This window comes from Stutzerimonas sp. LR2 (assembly GCF_055755175.1).
The window spans coordinates 660,670-685,639 of record NZ_JBVTRR010000003.1; the positions used below are offsets into that span (position 1 = coordinate 660,670).

21 protein-coding genes are annotated in these 24,970 nt (G+C 65.0%); 13 read left to right on the plus strand and 8 right to left on the minus strand.

The genetic code is table 11. The features are described from left to right. Positions 1 to 8: 8 nt before the first annotated feature. The 7 genes from ACVRRC_RS14000 to ACVRRC_RS14030 all read left to right on the plus strand — a co-directional run bounded on the left by ACVRRC_RS14000 (position 9) and on the right by ACVRRC_RS14030 (position 11,345). Positions 9 to 1,343: an imelysin family protein gene (locus tag ACVRRC_RS14000; RefSeq protein WP_011914225.1), complete on the plus strand. Its 1,335-nt coding sequence runs from the start codon at positions 9 to 11 to the stop codon at positions 1,341 to 1,343. Between the two features lie 168 nt (positions 1,344 to 1,511). Further along, complete coding sequence (locus ACVRRC_RS14005) at positions 1,512 to 2,930, plus strand: di-heme oxidoreductase family protein (RefSeq protein ID WP_014597469.1); 1,419 nt, start codon at positions 1,512 to 1,514, stop codon at positions 2,928 to 2,930. 68 nt (positions 2,931 to 2,998) lie between these two features. Continuing rightward, entirely contained in the window at positions 2,999 to 4,075 is a 1,077-nt protein-coding gene (locus tag ACVRRC_RS14010; protein ID WP_048330539.1) for an imelysin family protein, read from the plus strand. 1 nt (position 4,076) lies between these two features. Beyond that, the gene (locus tag ACVRRC_RS14015) at positions 4,077 to 5,171 is read left to right on the plus strand and encodes a DUF1513 domain-containing protein (protein WP_019406969.1); all 1,095 of its coding nucleotides are present in this window, start codon (positions 4,077 to 4,079) and stop codon (positions 5,169 to 5,171) included. A gap of 84 nt (positions 5,172 to 5,255) precedes the next feature. Continuing rightward, complete coding sequence (locus ACVRRC_RS14020; protein ID WP_014597472.1) at positions 5,256 to 6,878, plus strand: methyl-accepting chemotaxis protein; 1,623 nt, start codon at positions 5,256 to 5,258, stop codon at positions 6,876 to 6,878. A 222-nt stretch (positions 6,879 to 7,100) separates the two neighbouring features. Continuing rightward, the gene (locus tag ACVRRC_RS14025; protein ID WP_472997134.1) at positions 7,101 to 8,234 is read left to right on the plus strand and encodes an efflux RND transporter periplasmic adaptor subunit; all 1,134 of its coding nucleotides are present in this window, start codon (positions 7,101 to 7,103) and stop codon (positions 8,232 to 8,234) included. A gap of 54 nt (positions 8,235 to 8,288) precedes the next feature. Further along, positions 8,289 to 11,345 (plus strand): multidrug efflux RND transporter permease subunit, encoded by a 3,057-nt coding sequence (locus tag ACVRRC_RS14030; protein ID WP_019406967.1) that lies wholly within the window; start codon positions 8,289 to 8,291, stop codon positions 11,343 to 11,345. An 11-nt stretch (positions 11,346 to 11,356) separates the two neighbouring features. Here the strand turns inward: ACVRRC_RS14030 and ACVRRC_RS14035 are convergent, their stop codons facing one another. The 5 genes from ACVRRC_RS14035 to ACVRRC_RS14055 form a co-directional block, all read right to left on the minus strand. After that, the gene (locus ACVRRC_RS14035) at positions 11,357 to 11,578 is read right to left on the minus strand and encodes a hypothetical protein (RefSeq protein WP_011914232.1); all 222 of its coding nucleotides are present in this window, start codon (positions 11,576 to 11,578) and stop codon (positions 11,357 to 11,359) included. A gap of 158 nt (positions 11,579 to 11,736) precedes the next feature. Next, on the minus strand, positions 11,737 to 13,377 hold the full coding sequence (gene groL, locus ACVRRC_RS14040) for a chaperonin GroEL (RefSeq protein WP_011914233.1): 1,641 nt from the start codon (positions 13,375 to 13,377) through the stop codon (positions 11,737 to 11,739). 47 nt (positions 13,378 to 13,424) lie between these two features. After that, positions 13,425 to 13,718 (minus strand): co-chaperone GroES, encoded by a 294-nt coding sequence (locus ACVRRC_RS14045; RefSeq protein ID WP_011914234.1) that lies wholly within the window; start codon positions 13,716 to 13,718, stop codon positions 13,425 to 13,427. 248 nt (positions 13,719 to 13,966) lie between these two features. Further along, entirely contained in the window at positions 13,967 to 14,425 is a 459-nt protein-coding gene (locus ACVRRC_RS14050; protein WP_472997135.1) for an FxsA family protein, read from the minus strand. 131 nt (positions 14,426 to 14,556) lie between these two features. Beyond that, entirely contained in the window at positions 14,557 to 15,264 is a 708-nt protein-coding gene (locus ACVRRC_RS14055; RefSeq protein WP_011914236.1) for a HugZ family pyridoxamine 5'-phosphate oxidase, read from the minus strand. A gap of 100 nt (positions 15,265 to 15,364) precedes the next feature. On the opposite strand from ACVRRC_RS14055, the gene ACVRRC_RS14060 reads away from it, so the two are divergent. Beyond that, positions 15,365 to 16,123 (plus strand): SDR family oxidoreductase, encoded by a 759-nt coding sequence (locus ACVRRC_RS14060; RefSeq protein ID WP_011914237.1) that lies wholly within the window; start codon positions 15,365 to 15,367, stop codon positions 16,121 to 16,123. 70 nt (positions 16,124 to 16,193) lie between these two features. On the opposite strand, the gene ACVRRC_RS14065 is transcribed toward ACVRRC_RS14060, so the two are convergent. After that, entirely contained in the window at positions 16,194 to 17,198 is a 1,005-nt protein-coding gene (locus ACVRRC_RS14065; RefSeq protein ID WP_045158883.1) for a DUF481 domain-containing protein, read from the minus strand. 135 nt (positions 17,199 to 17,333) lie between these two features. On the opposite strand from ACVRRC_RS14065, the gene ACVRRC_RS14070 reads away from it, so the two are divergent. Both ACVRRC_RS14070 and ACVRRC_RS14075 read left to right on the plus strand, forming a co-directional pair. Beyond that, positions 17,334 to 17,693, plus strand: a complete 360-nt coding sequence (locus tag ACVRRC_RS14070) for an MGMT family protein (protein WP_181090865.1) — start codon at positions 17,334 to 17,336, stop codon at positions 17,691 to 17,693. Positions 17,694 to 17,731: 38 nt separating this feature from the next. Continuing rightward, entirely contained in the window at positions 17,732 to 19,432 is a 1,701-nt protein-coding gene (locus tag ACVRRC_RS14075; protein ID WP_011914239.1) for an AmpG family muropeptide MFS transporter, read from the plus strand. Between the two features lie 49 nt (positions 19,433 to 19,481). Here ACVRRC_RS14075 and ACVRRC_RS14080 read toward each other — a convergent pair whose 3' ends face one another. Together ACVRRC_RS14080 and ACVRRC_RS14085 are read right to left on the minus strand one after the other, a co-directional pair. Then, a complete protein-coding gene (locus tag ACVRRC_RS14080; protein WP_014597478.1) occupies positions 19,482 to 20,306 on the minus strand; it encodes a mechanosensitive ion channel family protein in 825 nt (274 codons plus the stop codon). A gap of 89 nt (positions 20,307 to 20,395) precedes the next feature. Then, the gene (locus ACVRRC_RS14085; RefSeq protein ID WP_011914241.1) at positions 20,396 to 20,875 is read right to left on the minus strand and encodes a YajQ family cyclic di-GMP-binding protein; all 480 of its coding nucleotides are present in this window, start codon (positions 20,873 to 20,875) and stop codon (positions 20,396 to 20,398) included. A 150-nt stretch (positions 20,876 to 21,025) separates the two neighbouring features. On the opposite strand from ACVRRC_RS14085, the gene ACVRRC_RS14090 reads away from it, so the two are divergent. The 3 genes from ACVRRC_RS14090 to ACVRRC_RS14100 are packed head-to-tail and all read left to right on the plus strand — an operon-like array spanning position 21,026 to position 24,969. Then, positions 21,026 to 21,991: a response regulator gene (locus ACVRRC_RS14090; protein WP_014597479.1), complete on the plus strand. Its 966-nt coding sequence runs from the start codon at positions 21,026 to 21,028 to the stop codon at positions 21,989 to 21,991. A 4-nt stretch (positions 21,992 to 21,995) separates the two neighbouring features. Further along, on the plus strand, positions 21,996 to 22,907 hold the full coding sequence (locus ACVRRC_RS14095; protein WP_106442229.1) for a putative 2-dehydropantoate 2-reductase: 912 nt from the start codon (positions 21,996 to 21,998) through the stop codon (positions 22,905 to 22,907). Positions 22,908 to 22,953: 46 nt separating this feature from the next. After that, positions 22,954 to 24,969, plus strand: coding sequence for a sensor histidine kinase (locus ACVRRC_RS14100; RefSeq protein ID WP_017246214.1), 2,016 nt, complete (start codon positions 22,954 to 22,956; stop codon positions 24,967 to 24,969). The last annotated feature ends 1 nt before the right edge of the window (position 24,970 follow it).

Consider the following 24,970-nt stretch of genomic DNA (forward strand, 5'->3'; position numbering starts at 1 on the left):
ACCCGCACATGCTACGCACCCCCATCTGGGCAACCGCCAGCCTTCTCGCCGTGGCCATCTCCCTCGCCGGTTGCGGTGAAGACAAGACGCCCACGAACCAGACCGCGGCCCCGCAGAGCACGACCGAAAGCGTGCCGGCCGAGCAGGCGCAGAAGCCTGACGAGAAGGCCGCCAAGGCTGTGGTCAGCCACTATGCCGACCTGGCGCTGGCCGTGTTCAGCGATGCCCATGCCACCGCAGTGCAGCTCCAGCAGGCCATCGACGCCCTGCTCGCCAACCCCAGCGAAGAAACCCTGCAGGCCGCTCGCCAGGCCTGGCTGGCCGCCCGCGTACCCTACATGCAGACCGAGGTGTTCCGCTTCGGCAACCCGGTGGTGGACGAGTGGGAGGGCCAGCTCAACGCCTGGCCGCTGGACGAAGGCCTGATCGATTACGTCGAAGGCGACTACCAGCATGCGCTGGGCAACCCGGGCGCCAATGCCAACATCATCGCCAACACCGAGCTGCAGGTCGGCGAAGACAAGATCGACACCAGCGAGATCACTGCGGAGCTGCTGACCAGCCTCAACGAGCTGGCCGGCTCCGAGGCCAACGTTGCCACCGGCTACCACGCCATCGAGTTCCTTCTCTGGGGCCAGGACCTCAACGGCACCGGTCCCGGTGCGGGCGAGCGGCCGTACACCGACTACGTCGAAGGCGAGGGCTGCACCGGCGGCAATTGTGACCGTCGCCGTACCTATCTGAAGGTGGCCACCGACCTGCTGGTCAGCGATCTGCAGGAGATGGTCGAGCAGTGGCAGCCGGGCGCCGAGAACTATCGCGCCAGCCTGGAAGCCGAATCGGCGGAGAACGGCCTGCGCAAGATGCTGTTCGGCATGGGCAGCCTGTCGCTCGGCGAACTGGCCGGCGAGCGCATGAAGGTCGCCCTGGAGGCCAATTCCACCGAAGACGAGCACGACTGCTTCAGCGACAACACCCACAACTCGCACTTCTACAATGCCCGCGGCATCCGCAACGTCTATCTGGGCGAGTACAAGCGCGTCGACGGCAGCACCCTGACCGGCCCGAGCCTGGCCTCGCTGGTCCAGGGCGTGAGCCCGGAGGTGGACAGCACGCTGAAGACCGACCTGGAAAGCACCGAAGCCAAGCTGCAGGTGCTGGTGGAAAGCGCCAACAACGGCGAAGCCTTCGACCAGCTGATCGCCGCCGACAATGCCGAAGGCCAGGAAAAGGTGCGCAACGCGATCGCCGCGCTGGTCAAGCAGACCGCGTCCATCGAACAGGCTGCTGCTGCCCTCGGCATCAGCGACCTCAACCCGGACACCGCCGATCACGAATTCTGATCGGGAGCGGCACGGGCGCCGCGCGCTGGCGCCCGTGTCTCCGTTCGGCGAACAACTGGCGGCGGAGCCTGCAATCCGCCGCATCCTCAAATGCAAATCCCTCTTATTCCATTTCGATTAGGCTGCTAAGATTGCGCGGCTTAATCCAACGCTCCGCAGGTATCCCCGATGCGCCCGTCGTTTCGCCGCTTCTTCCCGCTGCTGGCCGTGTTTCTGGCTGCCTGCGGCAACGACGAAACCCCGCGCTTCGAGCAGGCCGAGCCCGGCGAAGCCCTCTCGGGCGGTAACGCCACGGTGATGAAGTTCGACCAGAACGCGTTCTCCATGCCATCGGCCAACCTGGCACCGATGCGCCGACTCGACTTCAGCGTCGGCAACAGCTTCTTCCGCAATCCCTGGGTCATCGCCCCTGCGTCCACTACCGCACGCGACGGTCTCGGCCCGCTGTTCAACACCAACGCCTGCCAGAACTGTCACATCAAGGACGGGCGCGGGCATCCGCCGGCAGCCGATGCCGCCAGTGCCGTCTCGATGCTGGTACGTCTGTCCATTCCGGCCGGCCCGGAACACGCCGAAGTCGTCCGCGAGCGCGGCATCGCACCGGAGCCGAGCTATGGCGGCCAGCTGCAGGACATGGCGATTCCCGGCGTCGCGCCGGAGGGCAAGGTGCGCCTGCGTTACTCCACCGAGCGCGTGCGTTTCGCCGATGGCAGCGAAGTCGAGCTCCGTAGACCGGAGATCGAACTGAGCGAGCTGGGGTACGGCGACATGCACCCCGACACCCTGATGTCGCCGCGCATCGCACCGCCGATGATCGGCCTCGGGCTGCTGGAAGCCATCCCAGAGGAAGCGCTGCTGGCCAATGCCGACCCCGACGATCGCAATGGCGACGGCATTTCCGGCCGACCCAATCGGGTGTTCGACCAGACCAGCCGGCAGACCGTCATCGGCCGTTTCGGCTGGAAGGCCGGCCAGCCTAGCCTCAACCAGCAGAACGCCGACGCCTTCTTCAACGACATGGGACTGTCCACCAGCCTGTTCAGCGGCAGCAGCTGCACCGAGCGGCAGGTCGAATGCCGGGCGATGCCCGACGGCGGCGAGCCTGAGGTAAGCGACAACATCCTCGCCCAGGTGCTGTTCTACACGCGCAACCTCGGCGTACCGGCACGGCGCAACGTTGGTGATCCGCAGGTACTGGCCGGCAAGACACTGTTTCACCGCGCCGGCTGCCACGGCTGCCACGTACCACAATTCACCACCGCCGCCGATGCCGCGGAGCCCGAGCTGGCCAATCAGGTGATCCGCCCCTATACCGACCTGCTGCTGCACGACATGGGCGAAGGCCTGGCCGACCACCGCCCCGAGTTCGAGGCCAGCGGCCGCGAGTGGCGCACCCCACCGCTGTGGGGCATCGGCCTGACCAAGACGGTCAGTGGACATACCCAGTTCCTGCATGACGGGCGCGCCCGCAACCTGCTCGAAGCCATTCTCTGGCACGGCGGCGAAGCGGAGCGATCGCGCCAGATCGTGCTGGGCTTCGATCAGGACGAACGCAACGCACTGCTGAGCTTCCTCGAGTCGCTCTGAGTGAACACATGTATCCATGCTTTCCCGGCGCGAGAGCGCTGCAAACCGGCAATGCCGACGAGGACACCATGATTCGTTCCAACACCCTGCGCATGGCCAGCGGCTGTCTGTTGACAGCCCTGCTGCTGAGCGCCTGCACGCCTGCCGATCCGCAGGCCGAAACCAGCAAGGCGCTGACCGATGGCGTCCTGCTGCCCGCCTACACCCACTGGGCCGAAACCGACCGTCGTCTGGCGGCCAGCGCCATCGCCTACTGCGCCGACAACCAGACCCTCGAAGAGGCGCGCGAAGCCTTCGTCCATGCGCAGACGGCCTGGGCCGGCCTGCAACCCTTGCTGATAGGCCCGATGGGCGAAGGCAACCTGGCCTGGCAGGTGCAGTTCTGGCCGGACAAGAAAAACCTGGTCGCGCGTCAGGTCACGGCCCTGCTCGGGGCCAAGCCCAACCTCACGCAGGCCGATCTGGACGGTGCCAGCGTCGTGGTACAGGGCCTCAGCGCCTACGAATACGTTCTCTTCGACAAGACGATCGATCTCGGCGACAGCGCAACCAAGGCCCGCTACTGCCCGCTGCTGACATCCATCGGTGAACACCAGCAGCAGCTTGCCGCCGGCGTGCTGCAGCAGTGGGAAGACAAGGACGGCATGGCCGACCAGTTGCGCGGCTTCCCCAACGAGCGCTATGCCGAGCCAAGCGAGGCGATCGCCGAGCTGCTGCGAGTCCAGGTCACCGCCCTCGACGGCCTGAAGAAGAAGCTCGGCGCCCCGCTCGGTCGACAGACCAAGGGCCATCCGCAGCCTTACCAGGCCGAGGGCTGGCGCAGCGACACCACGCTGGCCAGCATCGCCGCAGCGGTCAAGGGTGCCGAAAGCCTCTGGCGAGGCGCGGACAACAACGGCGTGCGTTCGCTACTGCCTGCCGAGCAGGCGGACCTGGCCCAGCGCATCGACGCCGCTTACGCCCAGCTGCTGCAGCACCTGGGCGGGCTGACGCAACCATTCGGCGCGCTGCTGGCGGACGAACAGGGCCGCAGCGAACTGGATGCGCTCTACCAGGGCATCGACCGTCTGCATCGCCTGCACCAGCAGGAGCTGGCCCGCGCCCTCGGTGTGCAGATCGGCTTCAACGCTCACGACGGGGACTGAGATGAAACGTCGAACCCTGCTCGGTCTGGGTGGCGCCGTGCTCGCGGCAAGTGGCATCGCGGGCTGGAGTCTGAGCCGTCATGGCGGGCAGCCGGTGCTGCTCTCCGCGCGCAACGATCAGCAGGGACGACACTATGCCGTCGGCTATCGGCTCGACGGGAGCCAGGTGTTCGCCACCCCGGTCGCCGAGCGCTGCCATGACGTGTATCCGCATCCCTACCTGCCGCTGGCGGTGTTCGTCGGCCGGCGCCCTAGCCGCGAGAGTTACCTGATCGACTCGCGTGACGGACGCCTGCTGCAGGTGCTGGCGTCGCCACCCGACCGGCACTTCTATGGCCACGGCGTGTTCCACCGCGATGGCGAATGGTTCTACACCACCGAGAACGACACCCGCGACGCCGGCCGTGGCGTGCTTGGTGTCTACCGCCTGCAAGGCCGAGAGCTGGTGCGCGTCGGCGAGCACGCGACCCATGGCATCGGCCCCCACCAGCTGCTGTGGATGCCGGATCACGAAACCCTGGTGATCGCCAACGGCGGCATCCGCACCGAGGCCGACAGCCGCGAGATGATGAATCTCGACGCCATGGAGCCGAGCCTGGTGCTGCTGCGTCGCGACGGCAGCCTGGTCAGCAAGGAACAACTGCCGGAGCGCATGAACAGCGTGCGCCACCTCGCCGTCGCCGCCGACGGCACGGTCGTCAGCGGCCAGCAGTACGAAGGCGACCCGATGGACCGCGTGCCGCTGCTGGCGATCAAGCGGCCCGGGCAGCCCTTCCAGCACTTCCCGCTGGGCGAGGCGCAGCGGCAGATCATGAACCAGTACACCGCCAGCCTCGCCATCCACGACGAGCTGCGGCTGCTGGCCGTCACCGCGCCACGCGGCAACAAGGTGTTCATCTGGGACCTGGACAGTGCCGCGCTGCGCCAGGAGGCTCACCTGCCCGATTGCGCTGGCGTCGCGGCAGTCGCCGAGGGCTTCGTGGTCAGCTCCGGACAGGGCCGCTGCCGCCTGTTCGACTGCCGCGGCGAGCGTTTCACCAGTACGCCGCTGCAGATGCCGGCAGGGCTCTGGGACAACCATCTGCGCATCGTCTAGCTCAAGAAACACGTCACCCGGCCGATGTGCTGGGCAACGGCAGGGATGCTCATTGACGTTTTCTCAAACGACGAGACCTTGCCCATGCTCCAGAAGTCCCTGCGCGCGCAGATCCTCGCGCTGATCGGCGGCAGCCTGCTGCTGACGCTCCTCATCGCCCTCGGCTGCATCCGCATGCTCAGCAGCGATATCGACCAATTCCAGACGCTGCTCGACGGGCCCCTGGCTGAGCTGCAACTGATCGACGAGGCCAACCTCGAGTTCAAGGTGCAGGTGCAGGAATGGAAGAACGTGCTGCTGCGCGGCAAGCAGCTCGAAAATCGCAACCGCTACTGGAGCCAGTTCGAGGCACAGGAAGCCAAGGTGCAGAAGGTTCTTGGCGATCTGCTCGTGCTGAGTGCCGACGAACCGGAGCTGGCCGGACAGATCGAGCGCCTGCGCAACGAGCATCGAACGCTGGGCGGCGCCTACCGCAAGGGCCTGGACGCCTTTATCGCCGCCGGCAGCGACCCGCTTGCCGGTGATGCTGCGGTGGCCGGGATCGACCGTGCCACCAGCGCCCAGCTCAGCGAACTGGTCAAGCAGCTGCATGCGGCCGCCCGGCAGCGTTCGGAGGCGATACAGGCCGATGCCGAAGCCACCGCGCTGCTCGGCCCGGTCATCATGATCCTGGCCGGCGTGGTGGTGGCGCTACTCAGCCTGTGGCTGGTCAATCGACGCATCATCGAGCCGATCCGCACGCTGATCGAGCACATCGCGCGTCTCAGCCAGGGCAAGTTCGCCGAGCGGGTGGACGCCAGCCGCGCCGACGAACTCGGCCGACTCGCGGTTGCCGCCAACGTGCTGCGCGATTTTCTCGCCGACACCTTCACCCGCCTGCAGCAGAGCACCTCCAATCTGGACAGCGCTAGCGGCGAACTGAACGCCATCGCCAGGCTGATGGCCGATGGCGCCCGCGAGCAGTTCTCGCGCACCGATCAGGTCGCCACTGCCATGCATGAGATGTCGGCAACTGCCCAGGAAGTCTCGCGCCATGCCGCCGAAGCGGCGCAGGCCGCCGATGCCGCCGATCACGCCGCGCAACAGGGCGAGGCGGTGATGCGCGGCACCATCGCCAGCATCACCGACATGAGCAGCGAAATCGCCAGCACTGCCGAGGTCATTCGCCGGCTGGAGGGCGACAGCGGTCGGATCGGCAAGGTGCTGGAAGTCATCCGCGGCATCGCCGACCAGACCAACCTGCTGGCGCTCAATGCCGCCATCGAGGCGGCCCGTGCTGGCGACGCCGGCCGCGGTTTTGCCGTGGTGGCCGACGAGGTGCGCACCCTGGCCCAGCGCACCGCCGAATCCACCGCCGAGATCCACCAGATCATCGATACCGTGCAGACCGGCGCAAGCAATGCGGTGCGTGCCATCGAGAGCGGCCAGGTACGCAGCGAACAGGGGGTCGGCCAGGTGACCGAGGCCGGACTGATGCTGCAACGCATCACCGAGGCCGTGGAGGCGATCCGCGACATGAACCGGCAGATCGCAACCGCGGCCGAGGAACAGACAGCGGTGGCCGAGGACATCTCGCGCAACCTCACCGAGATCACCTCCATCGCCACCATCAACCAGCAGAACGTCGAACGCACCGAAACCGCCAGTCAGAACCTGCACGGCCTGTCGGCGCAGCTCACCGAGGTCACCCGCCGCCTCGCTGGCTGACGATCAGCGGGGCGGCCCGACAGCCTGTCGCCCGCCCCGCCTTTCGGTGGCCCTGCGCCCCCTCTCCCCCTTTACTTGCTTCCGATTCGGGGCTAAGTTCCTCCCTCCCCGGTCCGGCTGCGCCAGTGCAGCCACCGTCCAAGCGACGCTGACCGGACGTTCGAACGGCTGCCTCGATCACGGCAGTAGACAGCCGGCTCACATCTCCAAGGAAATCGGAAAATGTTGCGCCGCATGCTGTTTATGCTGGGCGCGGTGGTCGTCGTCGTTGCGATCCTTGCCGCACTCAAGTTCAACTCGATCTATCAACAGATTCAGCAGTTCCAGGCACCCAAGCCGGCGATCGATGTCGAGGCGGAAGTTGCCCGGCGCATGGACTGGCAGAGCCGCCTGCCGGCGATCGGCACGCTCAAGGCATCGCAGGGTATCGACCTCAGCGTCGAGATCGCCGGCACCATCACCGACGTGCAGTTCCAGTCCGGCGAGAAGGTCAGCAAGGGTCAGGCCATCGTGCTGCTGGACAGCGAAATGGAGCAGGCCAGCCTGGTCAGCGCCGAGGCGGACCTCAGCCTGGCCCGCCTGGAGTTCCAGCGCGCCCGCAGCCTGCTGGATCGCCAGGCCATCTCCCGCAGCGAATACGACCGTCTCAATGCCCAGTCGCAGAAGGCCGAGGCCAGCGTCACCCAGCTGCGTGCCAGCCTGGCGAAGAAGCGCATCCTCGCACCCTTCTCCGGCACCATCGGCATCCGCCAGGTGGATGTAGGTGATTACATCGCTGCCGGCACGCCCATCGCCACGCTGCAGGACCTCTCCACGCTCTACGTCGACTTCTTCCTGGCCGAACAGCACGTACCGCTGCTGGCGCTCGGGCAGAAGGTGCAATTGCGCGTGGCGGCCTACCCGGACGAGCGGTTCGAAGGCGTGATCAGCGCGCTGAACCCGAAGGTGGAAACCACAACCCGCAACGTGCAGGTCCGCGCCGAACTGGCCAACCCCGACGGTCGTCTGTTGCCCGGCATGTTCGCCGACCTGCAGGTCCTGTTGCCGACCGAAAACGCGCAGGTGGTTGTGCCGGAAACGGCCATCACCTACACGCTGTACGGCAACTCCGTGCTGCTGGTGACCGACGGCACGCCTCCTGAAGGGGTCAGCCGCGACGAGCCGTACCTGGTGGTCGAGCGCCGCTTCGTCACCACAGGCGAGCGTCGCGACGGCCTGGTGGTGGTCCTCGACGGCCTGGAAGGCGGCGAACAGGTGATCACCGCCGGCCAGCTCAAGCTCGACAGCGGCACCCATGTCGCCATCGCCGAGAACCGCACGCTCAAGCTCGACGGCGCCGAGCCGGCGTCCGAATAAGGGGCCTGCCGCTCCGGCGGCAGCGCCACATCGAACAGTTCCAGGGACTTGCCCATGGCCTTCACCGATCCCTTCATCCGCCGCCCGGTACTGGCGAGCGTCATCAGCCTGCTGATCGTGCTGCTCGGCATCCAGGCCTTCAACAGCCTGACCATCCGCCAGTACCCGCAGATGGAAAGCGCACTGATCACGGTGACCACCGCCTACCCCGGCGCCAACGCCGAAACCATTCAGGGCTATATCACCCAGCCGTTGCAGCAGAGTCTTGCCAGCGCCGAAGGGGTGGACTACATGACCTCGGTCAGCCAGCAGAACGCCTCGGTGATCTCGGTCTACGCGCGCATCGGCGCCGACACCGATCGCCTCTACACCGAGCTGCTCAGCCAGGCCAACTCGGTCAAGAACCAGCTGCCGCAGGACGCCGAGGACCCGGTGCTGAACAAGCAGGCGGCCGACTCCACTGCGCTGATGTACATCAGCTTCTACAGCGACCAGCTGTCCAACCCGCAGATCACCGACTACCTGTCGCGAGTCATCCAGCCCAAGCTGGCGACGCTGCCGGGCATGGCCGAGGCGGAGATCCTTGGCAACCAGGTGTTCGCCATGCGCCTGTGGCTGGACCCGGTAAAGCTGGCAGCCTACGGCGTCTCCGCGGGCGACGTGAACGAGGCGGTGCGCAAGTACAACTTCCTCTCGGCAGCCGGCGAAGTGAAAGGCCAGTACGTAGTCACCAGCATCAACGCCGACACCGAGCTGAAGACGCCGGAAGCGTTCGCCGCCATCCCGCTCAAGACCCAGGGCGACAGCCGCGTCCTGCTGGGTGACGTGGCACGGGTGGAGATGGGCGCCGAAAGCTACAACTCGATCAGCTCGTTCGACGGTATTCCCTCGGTCTATATCGGTATCAAGGGCACGCCCAGCGCCAACCCGCTGGACGTGATCAAGGAAGTGCGCGCGATCATGCCGCAGATCGAGGCACAGCTGCCGCCGGGCCTGAAGGCAACCATCGCCTACGACGCCACCGAGTTCATCCAGGCGTCCATCGACGAGGTGGTGAAGACCCTGGCCGAGGCCGCGGTGATCGTCATCGTCGTGGTCTTCCTGTTCCTCGGCTCGCTGCGCACGGTGCTGATTCCGGTGGTGACCATCCCGTTGTCGATGATCGGCGTGCTGTTCTTCATGCAGGCGATGGGCTACTCGATCAACCTGCTGACGCTGCTGGCCATGGTGCTGGCGATCGGCCTGGTGGTGGACGATGCCATCGTCGTGGTGGAGAACATCCACCGGCACATCGAGCAAGGCAAATCGCCGTTGCAGGCGGCGCTCGACGGCGCCCGGGAGATCGCCATGCCGGTGGTCTCGATGACCATCACCCTGGCCGCGGTCTATGCTCCCATCGGCTTCCTGCAGGGGCTGACCGGTGCGCTGTTCCAGGAGTTCGCCCTGACCCTGGCCGGCGCCGTGCTGATTTCCGGTGTGGTGGCGCTGACGCTGTCGCCGATGATGTGTTCGAAGCTGCTGCGCCACGAAGAGAACCCCAGCGGCTTCGCCCATCGCCTGGATGAGCTGTTCGAACGCCTCAAGCAGCGCTACCAGCGCGCCCTGCACGGCACCCTCAACACCCGCCCGGTGGTCCTGGTGTTCGCCGTGCTGGTGCTGGCACTGATTCCGGTGTTGCTGATGTTCACCGAGAGCGAACTGGCGCCCGAGGAGGACCAGGGCATCGTCTTCATGATGGCCAGCGCACCGAAGACCGCCAACCTGGACTACCTGAACGCCTACACCGACCAGTTCCTGGAGATATTCAAGAGCTTCCCGGAGTACTACTCCTGGTTCCAGATCAACGGCTTCGATGGCGTGCAGAGCGGCATTGGCGGCTTCCTGCTCAAACCCTGGGACGAGCGCGAACGCTCGCAGATGGAAATCCTGCCCGAGGTACAGGCCAAGCTCGATCGCCTGCCCGGCCTGCAGATCTTCGGTTTCAACCTGCCTTCGCTGCCCGGCACCGGCGAAGGCCTGCCGTTCCAGTTCGTGATCAATACCGCCAACGACTACGAAACGCTGCTGCAGGTGACCGAGCGCATCCGCAAGCGCGCCGAGGAGTCCGGCAAGTTCGCCTTCCTCGATGTGGACCTGGCGTTCGACAAGCCGGAGATCGTGGTCGAGATCGACCGCGAGAAGGCCGCGCAGATGGGCGTCTCCATGGAAGACCTCGGCCTGACCCTGAGCACCCTGCTCGGCGAGGGTGAGATCAACCGCTTCACCATCGAGGGCCGCAGCTACAAGGTCATCGCCCAGGTCGAACGCGCCTACCGCGACAACCCCGACTGGCTGAGCAACTACTACGTGCGCAACCAGCAGGGCCAGATGCTGCCGCTCTCGACCTTGATCAAGGTACGCGACCGCGCCCGGCCGACTCAACTCAAGCAGTTCCAGCAGCTCAACGCCGCGATGATCCAGGGCTTTCCCATCGTCAGCATGGGCGAGGCGATCGAAACGCTGCAGACCATCGCCCGCGAGGAAGCGCCGGAGGGCTTCAGCTTCGATTACGCCGGCGCGTCGCGGCAGTACGTGCAGGAAGGCAATGCGCTGTACCTGACCTTTGCCCTGGCGCTGGCGGTGATCTTCCTGGTCCTGGCCGCACAGTTCGAGAGCTTCCGCGATCCGCTGGTGATCCTGGTCACCGTACCGTTGTCCGTGTGCGGGGCGCTGGTGCCGCTGTTCCTCGGCCTGTCGAGCATGAACATCTATACCCAGGTGGGCCTGGTGACGCTGATCGGTCTGATCAGCAAGCACGGCATCATGATCGTCGAGTTCGCCAACCAGCTGCGTCGTGAGCGCGGCCTGAGCCGCCGCGAAGCGGTGGAAGAAGCGGCGGCGATTCGCCTGCGGCCGGTGCTGATGACCACCGCGGCGACAGTGTTCGGCATGGTGCCGCTGATCATCGCCAGTGGGGCCGGCGCCGTCAGCCGGTTCGACATCGGCCTGGTGATCGCCACCGGGATGTCGGTGGGCACGCTGTTCACGCTGTTCGTGCTGCCTGCCGTCTATGAACTGCTGGCCAGGCCGGACAAGGCACCGCAGCAGGCCGCCGAGCCCGGCATCGCCTGACGCCAGAGGCGTTAGCGCATGCCTTGTGACAGGCCGTAGAGAAGCAGGAGCAGATCCTGATCGGGGCGCGCCGCCTCGAAGCGGGATTTGCTGCCTGGCGGCAACGGGCAATAGCTGCGGCTTTCGCTGCTCTGCACCAGTGTCGCTCCGGGCTCATTCCATGCCGCTACGCAAAGCGTGGTCACTCCGAGCGCGCCGATGAGGAACAATCCTCGAGCGATTTCCAGCTTCATGGCGTAAACCCTTGATTAGGCGGTGGTTAACTGACCGTAGCTCAGCTAGTTAATTCCTGCGTTCTTTTTGACGAACGGTCGAGGATGCACTGAACGGCACGCAAAAAAAACCCCGCACGAGGCGGGGTTCTTTTTATGGAGCCAAGGGGCCGGTCGGCTTACATCATGCCGCCCATGCCACCCATGCCGCCCATGTCCGGCATGGCCGGGGCCGGCTTGTCTTCTACCACTTCGGCAACCATGGCTTCGGTAGTCACCATCAGACCGCCGATGGAAGCAGCAGCCTGCAGCGCGGAACGAGTGACCTTGGCCGGATCGAGGATACCCATCTCGATCATGTCGCCGTAGGTGTCGGACGCAGCGTTGAAGCCGTAGTTGCCCGAACCCTGCTTGACCTTGTCGACCACCACGCTCGGCTCGCCGCCGGCGTTGGCAACGATCTGACGCAGCGGAGCTTCGACGGCACGACGCAGCAGCGCGATACCGACGTTCTGGTCTTCGTTGTCACCCTTGAGCTCGGAGATGGCCTGCAGAGCACGTACCAGAGCCACGCCACCGCCAGGCACCACGCCTTCTTCAACGGCCGCACGGGTCGCATGCAGGGCGTCTTCGACGCGGGCTTTCTTCTCTTTCATCTCGACTTCGGTACCGGCACCGACCTTGATCACGGCAACACCGCCAGCCAGCTTGGCCAGACGCTCTTGCAGCTTTTCCTTGTCGTAGTCGGAGGTGGTGTCTTCGATCTGCTTGCGGATCTGCGCCACACGAGCTTCGATGTCGGCCTGGGCACCAGCGCCGTCGATGATGGTGGTGTTTTCCTTGTTCAGCACGACGCGCTTGGCGTTACCCAGGTGCTCCAGGGTAGCGGTTTCCAGGCTCAGGCCGACTTCTTCGGAAATCACGGTACCGCCGGTCAGGATGGCGATGTCCTGCAGCATGGCCTTGCGGCGATCGCCGAAGCCCGGTGCCTTGACCGCAGCGACCTTGACGATGCCGCGCATGTTGTTGACCACCAGGGTGGCCAGGGCTTCGCCTTCCACGTCTTCGGCAACGATCAGCAGCGGACGACCGGCTTTGGCGACGCCTTCCAGCACCGGCAGCAGTTCGCGGATGTTGGAGATCTTCTTGTCGACCAGCAGCAGCAGCGGGTTGTCCAGCTCGGCAACCATGGTGTCCGGCTTGTTGATGAAGTACGGCGACAGGTAGCCGCGGTCGAATTGCATGCCCTCGACGACGGACAGTTCGTTCTCGAAGCCCGAACCTTCCTCAACGGTGATCACGCCTTCCTTGCCCACGCGCTCCATGGCCTCGGCGATGATCTGGCCGATGGACTCGTCGGAGTTGGCGGAGATGGTACCGACCTGGGCGATGGCCTTAGAGTCGGTGCACGGCTTGGCCAGCTGCTTCAGCTCGGCGACGATGGCGATGGTCGCCTTGTCGATGCCGCGCTTCAGGTCCATCGGGTTCATGCCGGCAGCGACGGCCTTCAGGCCTTCGTTGACGATGGCCTGGGCCAGGACGGTGGCGGTGGTGGTGCCGTCACCGGCCTCGTCGTTGGCCTTGGAGGCAACGTCCTTGACCAGCTGGGCGCCCATGTTCTCGAAGCGGTCCTTCAGCTCGATTTCCTTGGCGACGGAAACGCCGTCCTTGGTGATGGTCGGAGCACCGAAGCTCTTCTCCAGCACGACGTTGCGGCCTTTCGGGCCGAGGGTCGCTTTTACCGCATCAGCCAGGACGTTCACACCGACCAGCATCTTCTTGCGTGCGGAGTCGCCGAATTTGACTTCTTTAGCAGCCATGTTGATTGATCCTCAATTCGTGAATTATGTACGGAGATTCGCGGTAATCAGGCTTCGATGACGGCGAGGATTTCGTTCTCGCTCATCACCAGCAGGTCTTCGCCGTCGACCTTGACGGTGTTGCTGCCGGAGTACGGGCCGAACACCACCTTGTCGCCGACCTTAACGGCCGGAGCGCGCACTTCGCCGTTGTCCAGCACACGTCCGGTACCGACAGCAACGACTTCGCCACGGTTCGGTTTCTCGGCAGCGGAGCCCGGCAGGACGATGCCGCCTGCGGTCTTGGTTTCTTCTTCGCTGCGACGAATCACGACGCGGTCATGCAGAGGACGAAGCTTCATTGTCGATCTCTCCTAGTAGAGTGGTTCCATGCCGATGACCCTTCATCGGCGGGTTGGGCAAATCCGGCTGTGCCGGTTGCGGCCCGCAGTGCGAGCCGCAGAAGACGGACTGTCGAACACGACAGCGACCTTGCGGTGTCCGCTACATGCGGGCGTTCAAGAGCATTTCAAGGGGCGCGGATGAAATTTTCATGGCCGCAAATGAAAAACGGCATGCCTGCTGGCATGCCGGTTATCGCGCGAGCGGATCATTTGTCCTGATCGCGTCGCTCCCATTCGCCCTCGATCACATTGGGCGGTTGCGGGTTGGCGCGGGCCTGCAAGTCGTCGGCGAAGGCGCGCTGACGGCGCATCTGCGCCTCCATGCGACGGTTGATCTGGCGGAACAGGAAGTTGCGTGTCGGCGGGAAGAGCACGATCAGCGCCAGCACGTCACTGATGAAGCCGGGCAGGAACAGCAAGCCGCCGCCGATTGCCATCATCAGCCCCTGCAGCATTTCACGCTCGGGCAACTCGCCCCGCGCCAGGCGCTCGCGGGCGCGCCAGGCTGTGGCGAAACCGGCCAGACGCAGCAGCAGAACACCGGCAATGCCGCTGAGCACCAGCAGCAGGATGGTGGCCAGCGCACCGATGGAGCTGCCGACCTTGATCAGTACGAACAGCTCGGCCAGCGGGAACAATAGAAACAGCACAAAGAAGATTCGCATCGATGGTCCTTGGCGGAAGATCAGCTTCCAGTCCTCTGTAGATGGCGGCATCCCGGGCCTAATTCAACCCGGGAGAGAAAAGGCCTGTAACCGGATTATGCGCAGCGCCGCTGAAGCCAAGCTGAACCGCGTCAGCGCCGCGCCATCGCCACCAGCGCCTGGCGCACCGCCCCCGGCGTCGAGCAGGGCTCGGGGAAGGCTATCCAGTGCAGTGCCTGGCCGACACGCAGGTGGAAGCCTTCACTGTCGATACCGGCCATTTGCGCTGGCGTACTCTGCGACAGCCCGGCCTGCTCGACATAGTGGGCGATGGCCGCTGCATGATCATCGTTCATGTGCTCAACCATGCCCCGCTCCACCTCGCCATTCTCGGCAGCGAAGGGATTGGCCAAGGCGACGTCGTCCAGCCAGTGAATTGCACCGAAACCACCGATGTAGCGCCAGCGCACCGGCTCCAGCACCCAGAAGTCGAAGTCATGTACGCGGTGGTAGTCCTGCGACTCGGGGAAGTAGCGGTAGTAGCGTTGCGCAGCCGCCTCGATCGCCGCCCCGTCGTCGAGCTGGCGGGCCTCGGCCAGCAGCGTGAGCCGGCCCGCTGCCTGGACGTCCTCGGCGGCGCGCTCACCGACCAGCAGCGAACAGCGCGCATCGGCCTTGAGATTGCGGGTGTGCTGGGCGATCCGACTGATCAGCAGCAGCGGCCAGCCACGCGCGTCCAGGCAATAGGGCACGACCGAGCCGAACGGAAAGCCGGGCATGGCCTGGGAATGGGTGGAGAGCACGCCGCGGTATTCCTTGAGCAGAAGTTGTCGGGCATGCTTGCGGGCTTCGGCGCTCACCTGTGGCTCCTCGATACGGTCCGGGACGACGGAGCGCCCAGCATAACGATTTCCCTGGCGGGCGTCGTTCCCGCTTAACAAGGACAACTAGGAGACGCGCATGCAACTGCAAGACAAGGTCATCATCGTCACCGGCGGCGGCCAGGGCCTCGGCCGCGCCATGGCCGAGCACCTGGCAGGCAGGGGCGCACGCCTGGCTCTGGTGGACCTCAACCAGGACCGTCTGGACGAAGCCGTGGCCGCCTGCAAGGCCGCCGGCGGCGAGGCCCGCGCCTACCTGTGCAACGTCGCCAGCGAGGAGCAGGTCTGCGAGATGGTCGCGCGCGTCGCCGAGGACTTCGGTGGCCTGCATGGGCTGGTCAACAATGCCGGCATCCTGCGCGACGGCCTGCTGCTCAAGGTCAAGGATGGCGAAATCAGCAAGATGAGCCTGGCCCAGTGGCAGGCGGTGATCGACGTCAACCTCACCGGCGTGTTCCTCTGCACCCGGGAAGTCGCAGCGAAGATGGTCGAGCTCAAGAGCGAAGGCGCGATCATCAACATCTCGTCGATCTCCCGCGCCGGCAACATGGGCCAGACCAACTACTCCGCGGCCAAGGCCGGTGTCGCCTCGGCTACCGTGGTCTGGGCCAAGGAGCTGGCGCGCTATGGCATTCGCGTGGCGGGGGTGGCGCCCGGCTTCATCGAGACCGAGATGGTCGCCAGCATGAAGCCCGAAGCGCTGGAGAAGATGACCGCCGGCATTCCCCTCAAGCGCATGGGCAAGCCGGCGGAGATCGCCCACTCGGTCGCCTACATCTTCGAGAACGACTACTACACCGGCCGCATCCTCGAGCTGGACGGCGGGCTGCGCCTCTGAACGAACCTGCAAACAAAAAGGCAGCCATCGGGCTGCCTTCTTTCTATAGACGGGAACGAATCGCCAGCGCTTACCAACCCACCCCGAAACCGATGCTGTAGCGAGTCTCGTCGAGGTCGCTGTCGGCACCGCTGATGATGTCTTTCTGCGCCTTCATGTTCAGCGAGGCCCAGTCGGTCACCTTGTAGCGCAGCCCGACCTCGGCATCCAGCGCGTAGTCGGCAACGTTCTCCAGCGGCTTGCCGAGCTCGCCGGTGCTGAACAGCTCGAACGTCTTGCCCACCAGGTAGCGGTTGTAGTCCCACTTCACCGCGGCCAGGTAGAAGGCTTCCTTGTCGCCATCGGCGAACTGGTAGTCGCTGCGGTTGATCAGGCCGGCCAGGGAGAAGGCGCCCAGCTCGTTATCCCAGAACTGATAACCCGGACCGGTACCGATGGTGCGCTGGCGGCGGACGTCTTCGATCTGGTCGTGCTTGTAGCTCAGGCGCCCCTGCCAGAACCAGTGTTCGTCGAGGAAGCGGTCCAGCGCGTACTCGGCATCCCAGTTGTCGGTAACCGTCACGCCGTCGCGGTACTCGCGGTTGTAGTTGCCGGTGCCATTGTGCCGCCACAGGCCGTGACGCGCCTTGGTGTCGAAGGAGACGTCGTAGTCGTCGGTATCGGTCTCGGCACGCTTGTAGTCCATCGCCACGTCGACATTGCCCTTCCAGGTGAAGTCCTGGATCAGCGGCTTGGGATGGATGATCTGGGTGATGCTCGCCAGCTCCACGGTGCGCGGCGCGGCACCGTTGACCAGAGTGACCTGGCCCTGCTCGGCCGCCTGCAGCGACTGGGCGACCTCACCGGTGACGTCATCCTGCTTGATCAGCAGCTTCTGGTCGCTTTCCAGCGTGGCAATCTGGTTCCACTTCAGCGGGATCGAGCCGCCATATTCGGTCTCGATAAGCAGCTTGCCGCCATCGAGCACGCTGATCTTGCCGGTGAGGCGATCGCCATTCTTCAGCCACACGGTGTCGGCGAGCGAAGGCAGGGCAACGGCGGAAAGGGTCGCGCAAAGCAGGGTTCTGGTGAGCATAAATGTGCTGGGATTATGGTCGAAGTCGGTTGAAAGGCTGGCATTATCCCTATGCATTCAGCTACAGCAAGCACAGACCGCCGAATGGATCACGAGTTCGGCGAGCCGACCTTCACCACCGACCGGAAGCTCTGCATGAATGACCACGCACCGCTGTTACCCCCCGGTGCCGATGCCGAAACTCGGCGCACCGCCGTTTACCTGGTGATGTCACAGATCCCGCCGGGCAAGGTGGTGAGCTACGGCGAGCTGGCCGCCATGGCCGGCCTCGGCCGCGCCGCGCGCTGGGTTGGCCGCCTGATGTCGCAGCTGCCGGATGACACCAGCCTGCCCTGGCACAGGGTGATCGCCGCCGGCGGCCGCCTCAGCCTGCCAGCCGGCACAGCGGCCGGGCACGAGCAACGCATACGGCTGCGCGCCGAGGGCCTGACCATCGTCAACGACCGCGTGGACATGCGTCGGCACGGCTGGCATTCGACGGAGCTCAACGGTTAGAGTGCGCCCTTCGTCCCATCAGCACAGAACCTTGATGTATGTCCCGTGATACCTGGCGCGATGCGCTAGCCGCCTACGCCAGTCCTGCCACGCTCGCCCTGTTGTTACTGGGGTTCGCAGCCGGTCTGCCGGCGGTCCTGGTGTTCTCCACCCTTTCGGTGTGGTTGCGCGAGGCGGGTGTTTCCCGGGAGACCATCGGCTTCGCCAGCTGGATCAGCCTGGCCTACGCCTTCAAATGGGTGTGGTCGCCGATGCTCGACCAGTGGCGATTGCCCTGGATCGGCTCGCTGGGCCGGAGACGTTCCTGGCTGGTGCTGTCCCAGGCGCTGATCGCCGTCGGCCTGATCGGCATGGCGCTGTGCAACCCGCAGCACAATCTCACCATGCTCATCGCCCTCGCCGTGGTGGTGGCGTTCTCATCGGCCACTCAGGACATCGCCATCGATGCCTACCGCCTGGAGATCGCCGAGGACAAGTTGCAGGCGACCCTTGCCGCCAGCTACATGACCGGTTACCGCATCGCCATGCTGCTGGCCAGCGCCGGTGCCCTGTTCCTCGCCGAATGGCTGGGCTCCAGCAACCTGAATTACGACCAGGCGGCATGGACCACCACCTACCTAGTCTTTGCCCTGCTCATCGTGCCAGGCCTGGTCACCAGCCTGGTGATCCGCGAGCCGGACGTCGCCGCGCCGCTACCCAACGAACCCTCGCGCTACACCTTCAATCATCAGCTGGCCGCGGTCGGGCTGCTGCTGGTGCTGCTGATCTCGGTGCCGGCGATGATCAACGCGCTGATCGCCCAGGCCTGGCCGCGCGCCACACTGTACGCACTGTTCATTCTCGGCAGCGTATCGCCGGTGGGCCGCGCGCTGTTCGTCCCGGTGCGCCACATTCTCGGCCAGGCCAAGGCGCGCCAACGGCCGACACGCTTCGACTTCGCCCACCAGGCGGTATCGGTGATCGTGCTGATCATCCTGATGGTTTCCACCACCGGCATGTTCCAGTCCTACTGGGGAGGCTACTGGCCGCGCGGCACCATGTACCTGCTGATCTGCTGGGGCTGCCTGTCGGCGCCCGGGCGCATCCTGATGGGCCCGGTACTGACGCCGATCACCGACTTCATCGTGCGCTACCGCTGGCAGGCGCTGCTACTGCTCGGGCTGATTGCCACCTACCGGATGTCGGACACGGTGATGGGCGTGATGGCCAACGTCTTCTATATCGATCAGGGCTTCTCCAAGGACGAGATCGCCAGCGTCAGCAAGCTGTTCGGGCTGGTGATGACGCTGCTCGGCGCGGCCTTTGGCGGCCTGCTGATCGTGCGCTTCAGCATCCTGCCGATCCTGTTCATCGGCGGTGCGGCATCGGCCGCCACCAACCTGATGTTCATGCTGCTGGTGGAGATGGGCGCCAACCTGCAGATGTTGATCGTCACCATCTCCTGCGACAACTTCAGTGGCGGTCTGGCCTCCACCGCGTTTGTCGCCTACCTGTCCAGCCTGACCAACCTGAAGTTCTCGGCGACCCAGTACGCGCTGCTCAGCTCGCTGATGCTGCTGCTTCCGCGCCTGCTCGGTGGGTATTCCGGCGTCATGGTGGAGCACCTGGGTTACAGCAACTTCTTCCTGGTCACCGCCCTGCTCGGCATACCGACGCTGGTATTGATCGCCTGGCAATGGACCCGAACTCGCCAGCAGCCGCTTGACGGCGAGGGCGAAGGCGCCTCGGAGCGCAGCTGAAAACGACGAAGCCGGCAGATGCCGGCTTCGCTTCGTTTGCAAAGGGTGATCAATGCTGCACGAGGTGCACCACGCGCTGCGGGAATGGAATCCCGACGCCCGCGGCGGTCAGGCGTTCCTTGGCCTGCTCGGTAAAGCTGAAGGTCACCGGCCAGAAGTCAGCGGTCGCCACCCAGACGCGCAACGACAGGTTCACCGAACTGTCGCCGAGCCCCGTCACGAATACCACCGGCTCGGGCTCTCGCAACACTCGCGAGTCCTCGGCGATCTCCAGCAGGATCTGGCGGGCCAGCTTGATGTCGCTGCTGTAATCGATGCCGATGTTGATATCGGCACGGCGGCGCGGCTCACGGGAAAAGTTGGTGATATGGCCGTTGGAGAGCGCGCCGTTGGGCACCACCACGGTCTTGTTGTCTCCGGTCTTAAGCACCGTATGAAAGATCTGGATGGAGTTGACGGTGCCCGCGATACCTTGCGCCTCGATCCACTCGCCGACACGGAACGGGCGGAACAGCAGGATCAGCACGCCGCCCGCGAAGTTCGCCAGGCTGCCCTGCAATGCCAGGCCAATGGCCAGACCCGCGGCGCCGATCACGGCGATGAACGAGGTGGTTTCGACGCCGATCATCGATGCCACGCTGACCAGCAGCAGCACCTTGAGCACCACGCTGGCCAGGCTGCCGATGAAGCCATGCAGGGTCGGGTCCACCTGACGGCGCTGCAGCAGACTGCTGACCTTGGCGGTGAGGGTGTTGATCAGCCACCAGCCGAACAGGAAGGTCAGCAGTGCCAGCGTGACCTGGGCGCCGTACTGCAGCGCGACCGGCAGCCAGGCTTCGGAAAGATCGACCAGATAGTCGACGGAGAGGTCCATGGAGATACTCCTTCGAAGGATCGGTGTCCGCGCAGCCGGGACACCGAGGAAAGCGGGGGGTTGATGCGTGCGCCGAAGCGCGGCGGGAATCAGTCGCGGAAGTTGTTGAACTGCAGCGGCATGCCGAACTCGTGGCCACGCAGCAGGGCGATGGCCTCCTGCAGATCGTCGCGCTTCTTGCCGGTCACGCGGACCTGTTCACCCTGAATCGCTGCCTGCACCTTGAGCTTGGCATCCTTGATATGGGCGACGATCTTTTTCGCCAGCTCCTTGTCGATCCCTTCGCGCAGCACCGCTTCCTGTTTCATGGTCTTGCCGGAAGCGTAGGCATCCTTGACTTCGAGGCACTGGATATCGATCTTGCGTTTGACCAGGCTCAACTTGAGGATCTCGAGCATCTGCTCCAATTGGAACTCGGCTTCTGCCGTCAGCTGCACGGTCAGGTCCTTCTGCTCGAAGCTGCCTTTGCCGCGCAGGTCGTAACGTCGATCCAGTTCCTTGATCGCGTTGTCGATCGCGTTGGTGACTTCGTGCTTGTCCAGTTCGGACACCACGTCGAACGAGGGCATGGGATTCCTCCACTATGTTGCGCGACGGGCCGCATGAGCCGAGCGCGCGTGTCTTGACGGTTAAGAAAGCGCGGTCATTATAGCGATTCGACGTGTCAGCGCCCGCCCCCGGAGTGACAGGACGTCCCCCTCCAACTCATTGAGCTCGCCATGCCCAACCCCCAGCTGAGCATCCTCGTCGTCGACGATGCCAAATTCTCCAGCGTCATGATCGGCCGCGCGCTGAGCAAAGCCGGCTATCAGGACGTACGCTTCGCCAGCAGCGCTGCCGATGCCCTCGCGCAGCACGCCCAGCGTCCCGCCCACGTTCTGCTGGCGGACTGGCTGATGCCGGAAATGGACGGCCTGGAGCTCACCGGCCAGATTCGTCAGCGCGACGCCAGCAGCGGCCACTACAGCTACATCATCCTGCTCACCGGTCGCGAGAGCGAAAATGCCCTCGGCGAGGCCTTCGACCACGGCGTCGACGACTTCATCAGCAAGTCGACGATGAACGAGCAGCTGCTGCCGCGCATCTACGCAGCCGACCGCCTGTGCGCCTCCCTGCAGCGCCTGAAGCAGGAAAATCACCAACTGGCGGAAAACGTCGCCAGCCTTGAACAGCAGAGCCTGTTGGACCCGCTGACCGGACTGGGCAATGCCCGCTATCTGCACCAGCAGTTGGCCGCCAGCCTGCGTCAGGTGGAAAGCCGCGGCACGGCACTGTGCTACCTGCAGATCGGCCTGCCCGACGCCGGAGTGCTGAACGAACGTTACGGCGAAGCCGGTTATGCCGAGATCCTGCGTGCCATCGCCGGGCGTTTGCAGCAGCTGGTCCGGCCGCTGGATGTGGTGTGCCGGATCGACGAAAAGCAGTTCGGGCTGCTGGCGCTGATCGACGATCTGAAAGGCTGCTCGCCGAGCAGCTTCAAGCGCCTGCACGAAGGGCTAAACCTGCGGGCGCTGAAGACCAGCGAAGGCTTCGTCTCGATCAAGGCCGGCATCAGCCTGGTCAGCCTCGACGCCGAAGCGCTGCCGGTGACGCCCCAGGCCATCATCGAACGTGCAGCAACCCTGCTGCCCAGCGCTTACAGCACCGGGCGTATCGTTCCGCTGCGCCTGAAGCAGCCGGCCTGAGGCGATGACCTGGCACGTTCTCGGCGCAGGCGCGCTCGGCAGCCTCTGGGCTACCCGTCTGGCCAGAGCGGGGCTGCCGGTACGTATCATCCTGCGTTCGGCCGAACGCCTCGCCGATTACCGGCAGGCCGGCGGCCTCACCCTCGAGGAGGCAGGCCAGACCAGCCAGCAGGCGATCACGGCGGAACTGCCGGACGCCCCCACCCCCATCCATCGGCTACTGGTCGCCTGCAAGGCTTACGATGCGGAGCCAGCCATCGCACAGCTGGAAGCCCGCCTGGCGCCCGGTTCCGAGATCCTCCTGCTGCAGAACGGCCTGGGCAGCCAGCAGGCCATCGCCGAGCGGTGGCCGTTGGTACGCTGCATCTTCGTCTCCAGCACCGAAGGCGCCTACCGGGACGGACCGACGCGTGTCGTGTTCGCCGGCCGCGGACAGAACTGGCTGGGCGACCCCGATGGCGGCTGCGCCCCCGGATGGTTGGGTGAACTCGACCGGGCCGGCATCCCCAATGCCTGGAGCGACGACATCCTCGGCCGACTGTGGCGCAAGCTCGCGCTGAACTGCGCGATCAATCCGCTCACCGTCCTCCACGACTGCCGCAATGGCGAGTTGCGCCAGCACCGCGCTCAGCTCGCCGCGCTCTGCAACGAACTCTCGCGGCTGCTCGCTGCCTGCGGCCAGCACGCGGCAGCCGAGGAGCTGGAAAGCGACGTGTGGCGAGTAGTCGAAGCGACCGCCGCCAACTACTCATCGATGCACCAGGATGTCCGGCTCGGCCGCCGCACCGAAATCGCCTACCTGCTTGGCCATGCCTGCACAACCGCCGATGCGCTGGGCGTCGCCGTTCCGAGGCTGCACGATCTGCATGACCGTCTGCGGGAGTACCTCGGCCTGCGCGGATTGCCCACGGACTGAGCGACGGCTACCCTGCTGAAACCCTCCGCCAAGCCGTGCCCGTTCCATGAAGCTGCGTCAGCGCCTCGAAAATCTCCCGGTCGGCCGCAAGCTGCTGCTCGCCCTGCTCGTCCTGCTCGCCGCCGTGCTGCTGGTATCCAACCTCACCTTCATCAGTGCCGCCTACTGGATCTCGCGGCAGAGCGTCGCCCCGCAAGCCATGCACACGCTTGGCGAACTCTTCGCCACCGAGGAGCTGAGCAGCCGCGCCCTGTCCTCGCCCGAGGCAGCCAGCGAGTTGCTCAGGCGCCTGGACGGCTATGCTCCGCTGCGCGCAGCAGTGATCTACGACCGCGACGGCAACAGCCTTGCGCAGCTGCAGCAGGGTGAGCGGCTGCGGCTGCCGGAGCGGATCGACAAGGTCGCCGACTGGCGTGCTGGCGAAATCCGCGCCAACCTGCTGGTCAGGCTACCGCAAGCGGACGGCAGCGCCGGGCATCTGCTGATGGTGGCCAGCAGCGAACTGCCAGGCGCGTTCTACACCGGCACGCTGACGGCGAGCCTGGCCATCCTGGTAGCCAGTCTGCTGCTCTGGATTCTGGTGGCGCGTCAGATCCGTCAGCTCATTACCCGGCCGATTCGCGATCTGGAGGCGCTGTCGCGCCAGGTCACCCGCGAGGAGGACTATTCCCTGCGCGCCAAGCCCGGCAACCAGGACGAGATCGGTCGCCTCGCCGATGCCTTCAACACCATGCTGTCGCGCATGGAAGCCCGTGAGCAGCAGCTCAAGCGCGCCCGCGACGATGCCCAGGAAGCCTTCGACCATGCCCAGGGTCTGGCCGAGGAAACGCGCCACTCCAACCGTAAACTGGAGCTGGAAGTGCAGGTGCGCAGCAAGATCGAACAGAAGCTCACCGGCTTCCAGAAATACCTCAATAGCATCATCGACTCGATGCCCTCGGCGCTGATCGCCCTCGACGAGCAGCTCTACGTCACCCAATGGAATCAGGAAGCCAGCGCCCTTTCCGGCACGCCGCTGGACGATGCGCTGAATCAGCCGGTATTCGTCGCCTTCGAGCCGCTCAAGCCCTTCCTCACGCAGATCCGCCGCAGCTCCGAGCAGCATGTGGTGGAAAAGATCGAGAAAGTGACCTGGCTGCGCAACGACGAGCCACACCACTACGCGCTCACCTGCTATCCACTGACCGGCGGCGGCGGTCGTGGCGTGGTGATCCGCATCGACGACATCACCCAGCGCATCAACATGGAAGAAATGATGGTGCAGTCGGAGAAGATGCTTTCGGTGGGCAGCCTGGCGGCCGGCATGGCTCACGAGATCAACAACCCCCTCGGCGCCATCCTGCACAACGCTCAGAACATACGTCGCCGGCTCTCCGCCGAGCTCGAGCGCAATCGCGAGGCGGCCGAAGAAACCGGGGTGCGCCTGGAGGCAGTCAACCAGTACCTGCAGCGCCGCGAGGTGCCGCAGCTGCTCGATGGCATCCAGCAGGCCGGCTCGAGGGCCGCGAAGATCGTCAGCCACATGCTCAGTTTCAGTCGCATGAGCAACCGCCAACTGGCCGACTGTCATTTGCCGGTGCTGATCGACCAGGCCCTGGAGATCGCCGGAAACGATTTCGCCCTGATGGAAGGCTTCGATTTCAAGGCCATCGATATCGTCCGTGACTTCGACCCGCGCGTGGATCGGGTGCCCTGCATCGGCAACGAGCTGGAGCAGGTGCTGCTCAATCTGCTGAAGAACGCGGCCCAGGCCATCCATGCGCACCACAGCGGTGAGCCCGGGCAGATCATTCTGCGTACCCGGCTGAACCCGCCGTGGGCGGAAATCCAGGTGGAGGACAACGGCGGCGGCATCCCCGAGAACGTGCGCAAGCGCATCTTCGAACCTTTCTTCACCACCAAGGAAGTCGGCCAGGGAACCGGACTGGGCCTTTCCGTTTCGTATTTCATCATCACCAACAATCACCAGGGTCAGATGGAGGTGCAGTGCCAACCCGGCCACGGCACCACCTTCACCCTGCGACTGCCGCTAAGCTCGCCCGTCGAGCCGACTGCGACCTGAA

Bases quoted from the DNA above. Each gene is read 5' to 3' on its own strand.
- ACVRRC_RS14000 (WP_011914225.1), top strand. From the start codon at position 9: ATGCTACGCACCCCCATCTGGGCAACCGCCAGCCTTCTCGCCGTGGCC.
- ACVRRC_RS14005 (WP_014597469.1), top strand. From the start codon at position 1,512: ATGCGCCCGTCGTTTCGCCGCTTCTTCCCGCTGCTGGCCGTGTTTCTG.
- ACVRRC_RS14010 (WP_048330539.1), top strand. From the start codon at position 2,999: ATGATTCGTTCCAACACCCTGCGCATGGCCAGCGGCTGTCTGTTGACA.
- ACVRRC_RS14015 (WP_019406969.1), top strand. From the start codon at position 4,077: ATGAAACGTCGAACCCTGCTCGGTCTGGGTGGCGCCGTGCTCGCGGCA.
- ACVRRC_RS14020 (WP_014597472.1), top strand. From the start codon at position 5,256: ATGCTCCAGAAGTCCCTGCGCGCGCAGATCCTCGCGCTGATCGGCGGC.
- ACVRRC_RS14025 (WP_472997134.1), top strand. From the start codon at position 7,101: ATGTTGCGCCGCATGCTGTTTATGCTGGGCGCGGTGGTCGTCGTCGTT.
- ACVRRC_RS14030 (WP_019406967.1), top strand. From the start codon at position 8,289: ATGGCCTTCACCGATCCCTTCATCCGCCGCCCGGTACTGGCGAGCGTC.
- ACVRRC_RS14035 (WP_011914232.1), bottom strand. From the start codon at position 11,578: ATGAAGCTGGAAATCGCTCGAGGATTGTTCCTCATCGGCGCGCTCGGA.
- groL (WP_011914233.1), bottom strand. From the start codon at position 13,377: ATGGCTGCTAAAGAAGTCAAATTCGGCGACTCCGCACGCAAGAAGATG.
- ACVRRC_RS14045 (WP_011914234.1), bottom strand. From the start codon at position 13,718: ATGAAGCTTCGTCCTCTGCATGACCGCGTCGTGATTCGTCGCAGCGAA.
- ACVRRC_RS14050 (WP_472997135.1), bottom strand. From the start codon at position 14,425: ATGCGAATCTTCTTTGTGCTGTTTCTATTGTTCCCGCTGGCCGAGCTG.
- ACVRRC_RS14060 (WP_011914237.1), top strand. From the start codon at position 15,365: ATGCAACTGCAAGACAAGGTCATCATCGTCACCGGCGGCGGCCAGGGC.
- ACVRRC_RS14065 (WP_045158883.1), bottom strand. From the start codon at position 17,198: ATGCTCACCAGAACCCTGCTTTGCGCGACCCTTTCCGCCGTTGCCCTG.
- ACVRRC_RS14070 (WP_181090865.1), top strand. From the start codon at position 17,334: ATGAATGACCACGCACCGCTGTTACCCCCCGGTGCCGATGCCGAAACT.
- ACVRRC_RS14075 (WP_011914239.1), top strand. From the start codon at position 17,732: ATGTCCCGTGATACCTGGCGCGATGCGCTAGCCGCCTACGCCAGTCCT.
- ACVRRC_RS14080 (WP_014597478.1), bottom strand. From the start codon at position 20,306: ATGGACCTCTCCGTCGACTATCTGGTCGATCTTTCCGAAGCCTGGCTG.
- ACVRRC_RS14085 (WP_011914241.1), bottom strand. From the start codon at position 20,875: ATGCCCTCGTTCGACGTGGTGTCCGAACTGGACAAGCACGAAGTCACC.
- ACVRRC_RS14090 (WP_014597479.1), top strand. From the start codon at position 21,026: ATGCCCAACCCCCAGCTGAGCATCCTCGTCGTCGACGATGCCAAATTC.
- ACVRRC_RS14095 (WP_106442229.1), top strand. From the start codon at position 21,996: ATGACCTGGCACGTTCTCGGCGCAGGCGCGCTCGGCAGCCTCTGGGCT.
- ACVRRC_RS14100 (WP_017246214.1), top strand. From the start codon at position 22,954: ATGAAGCTGCGTCAGCGCCTCGAAAATCTCCCGGTCGGCCGCAAGCTG.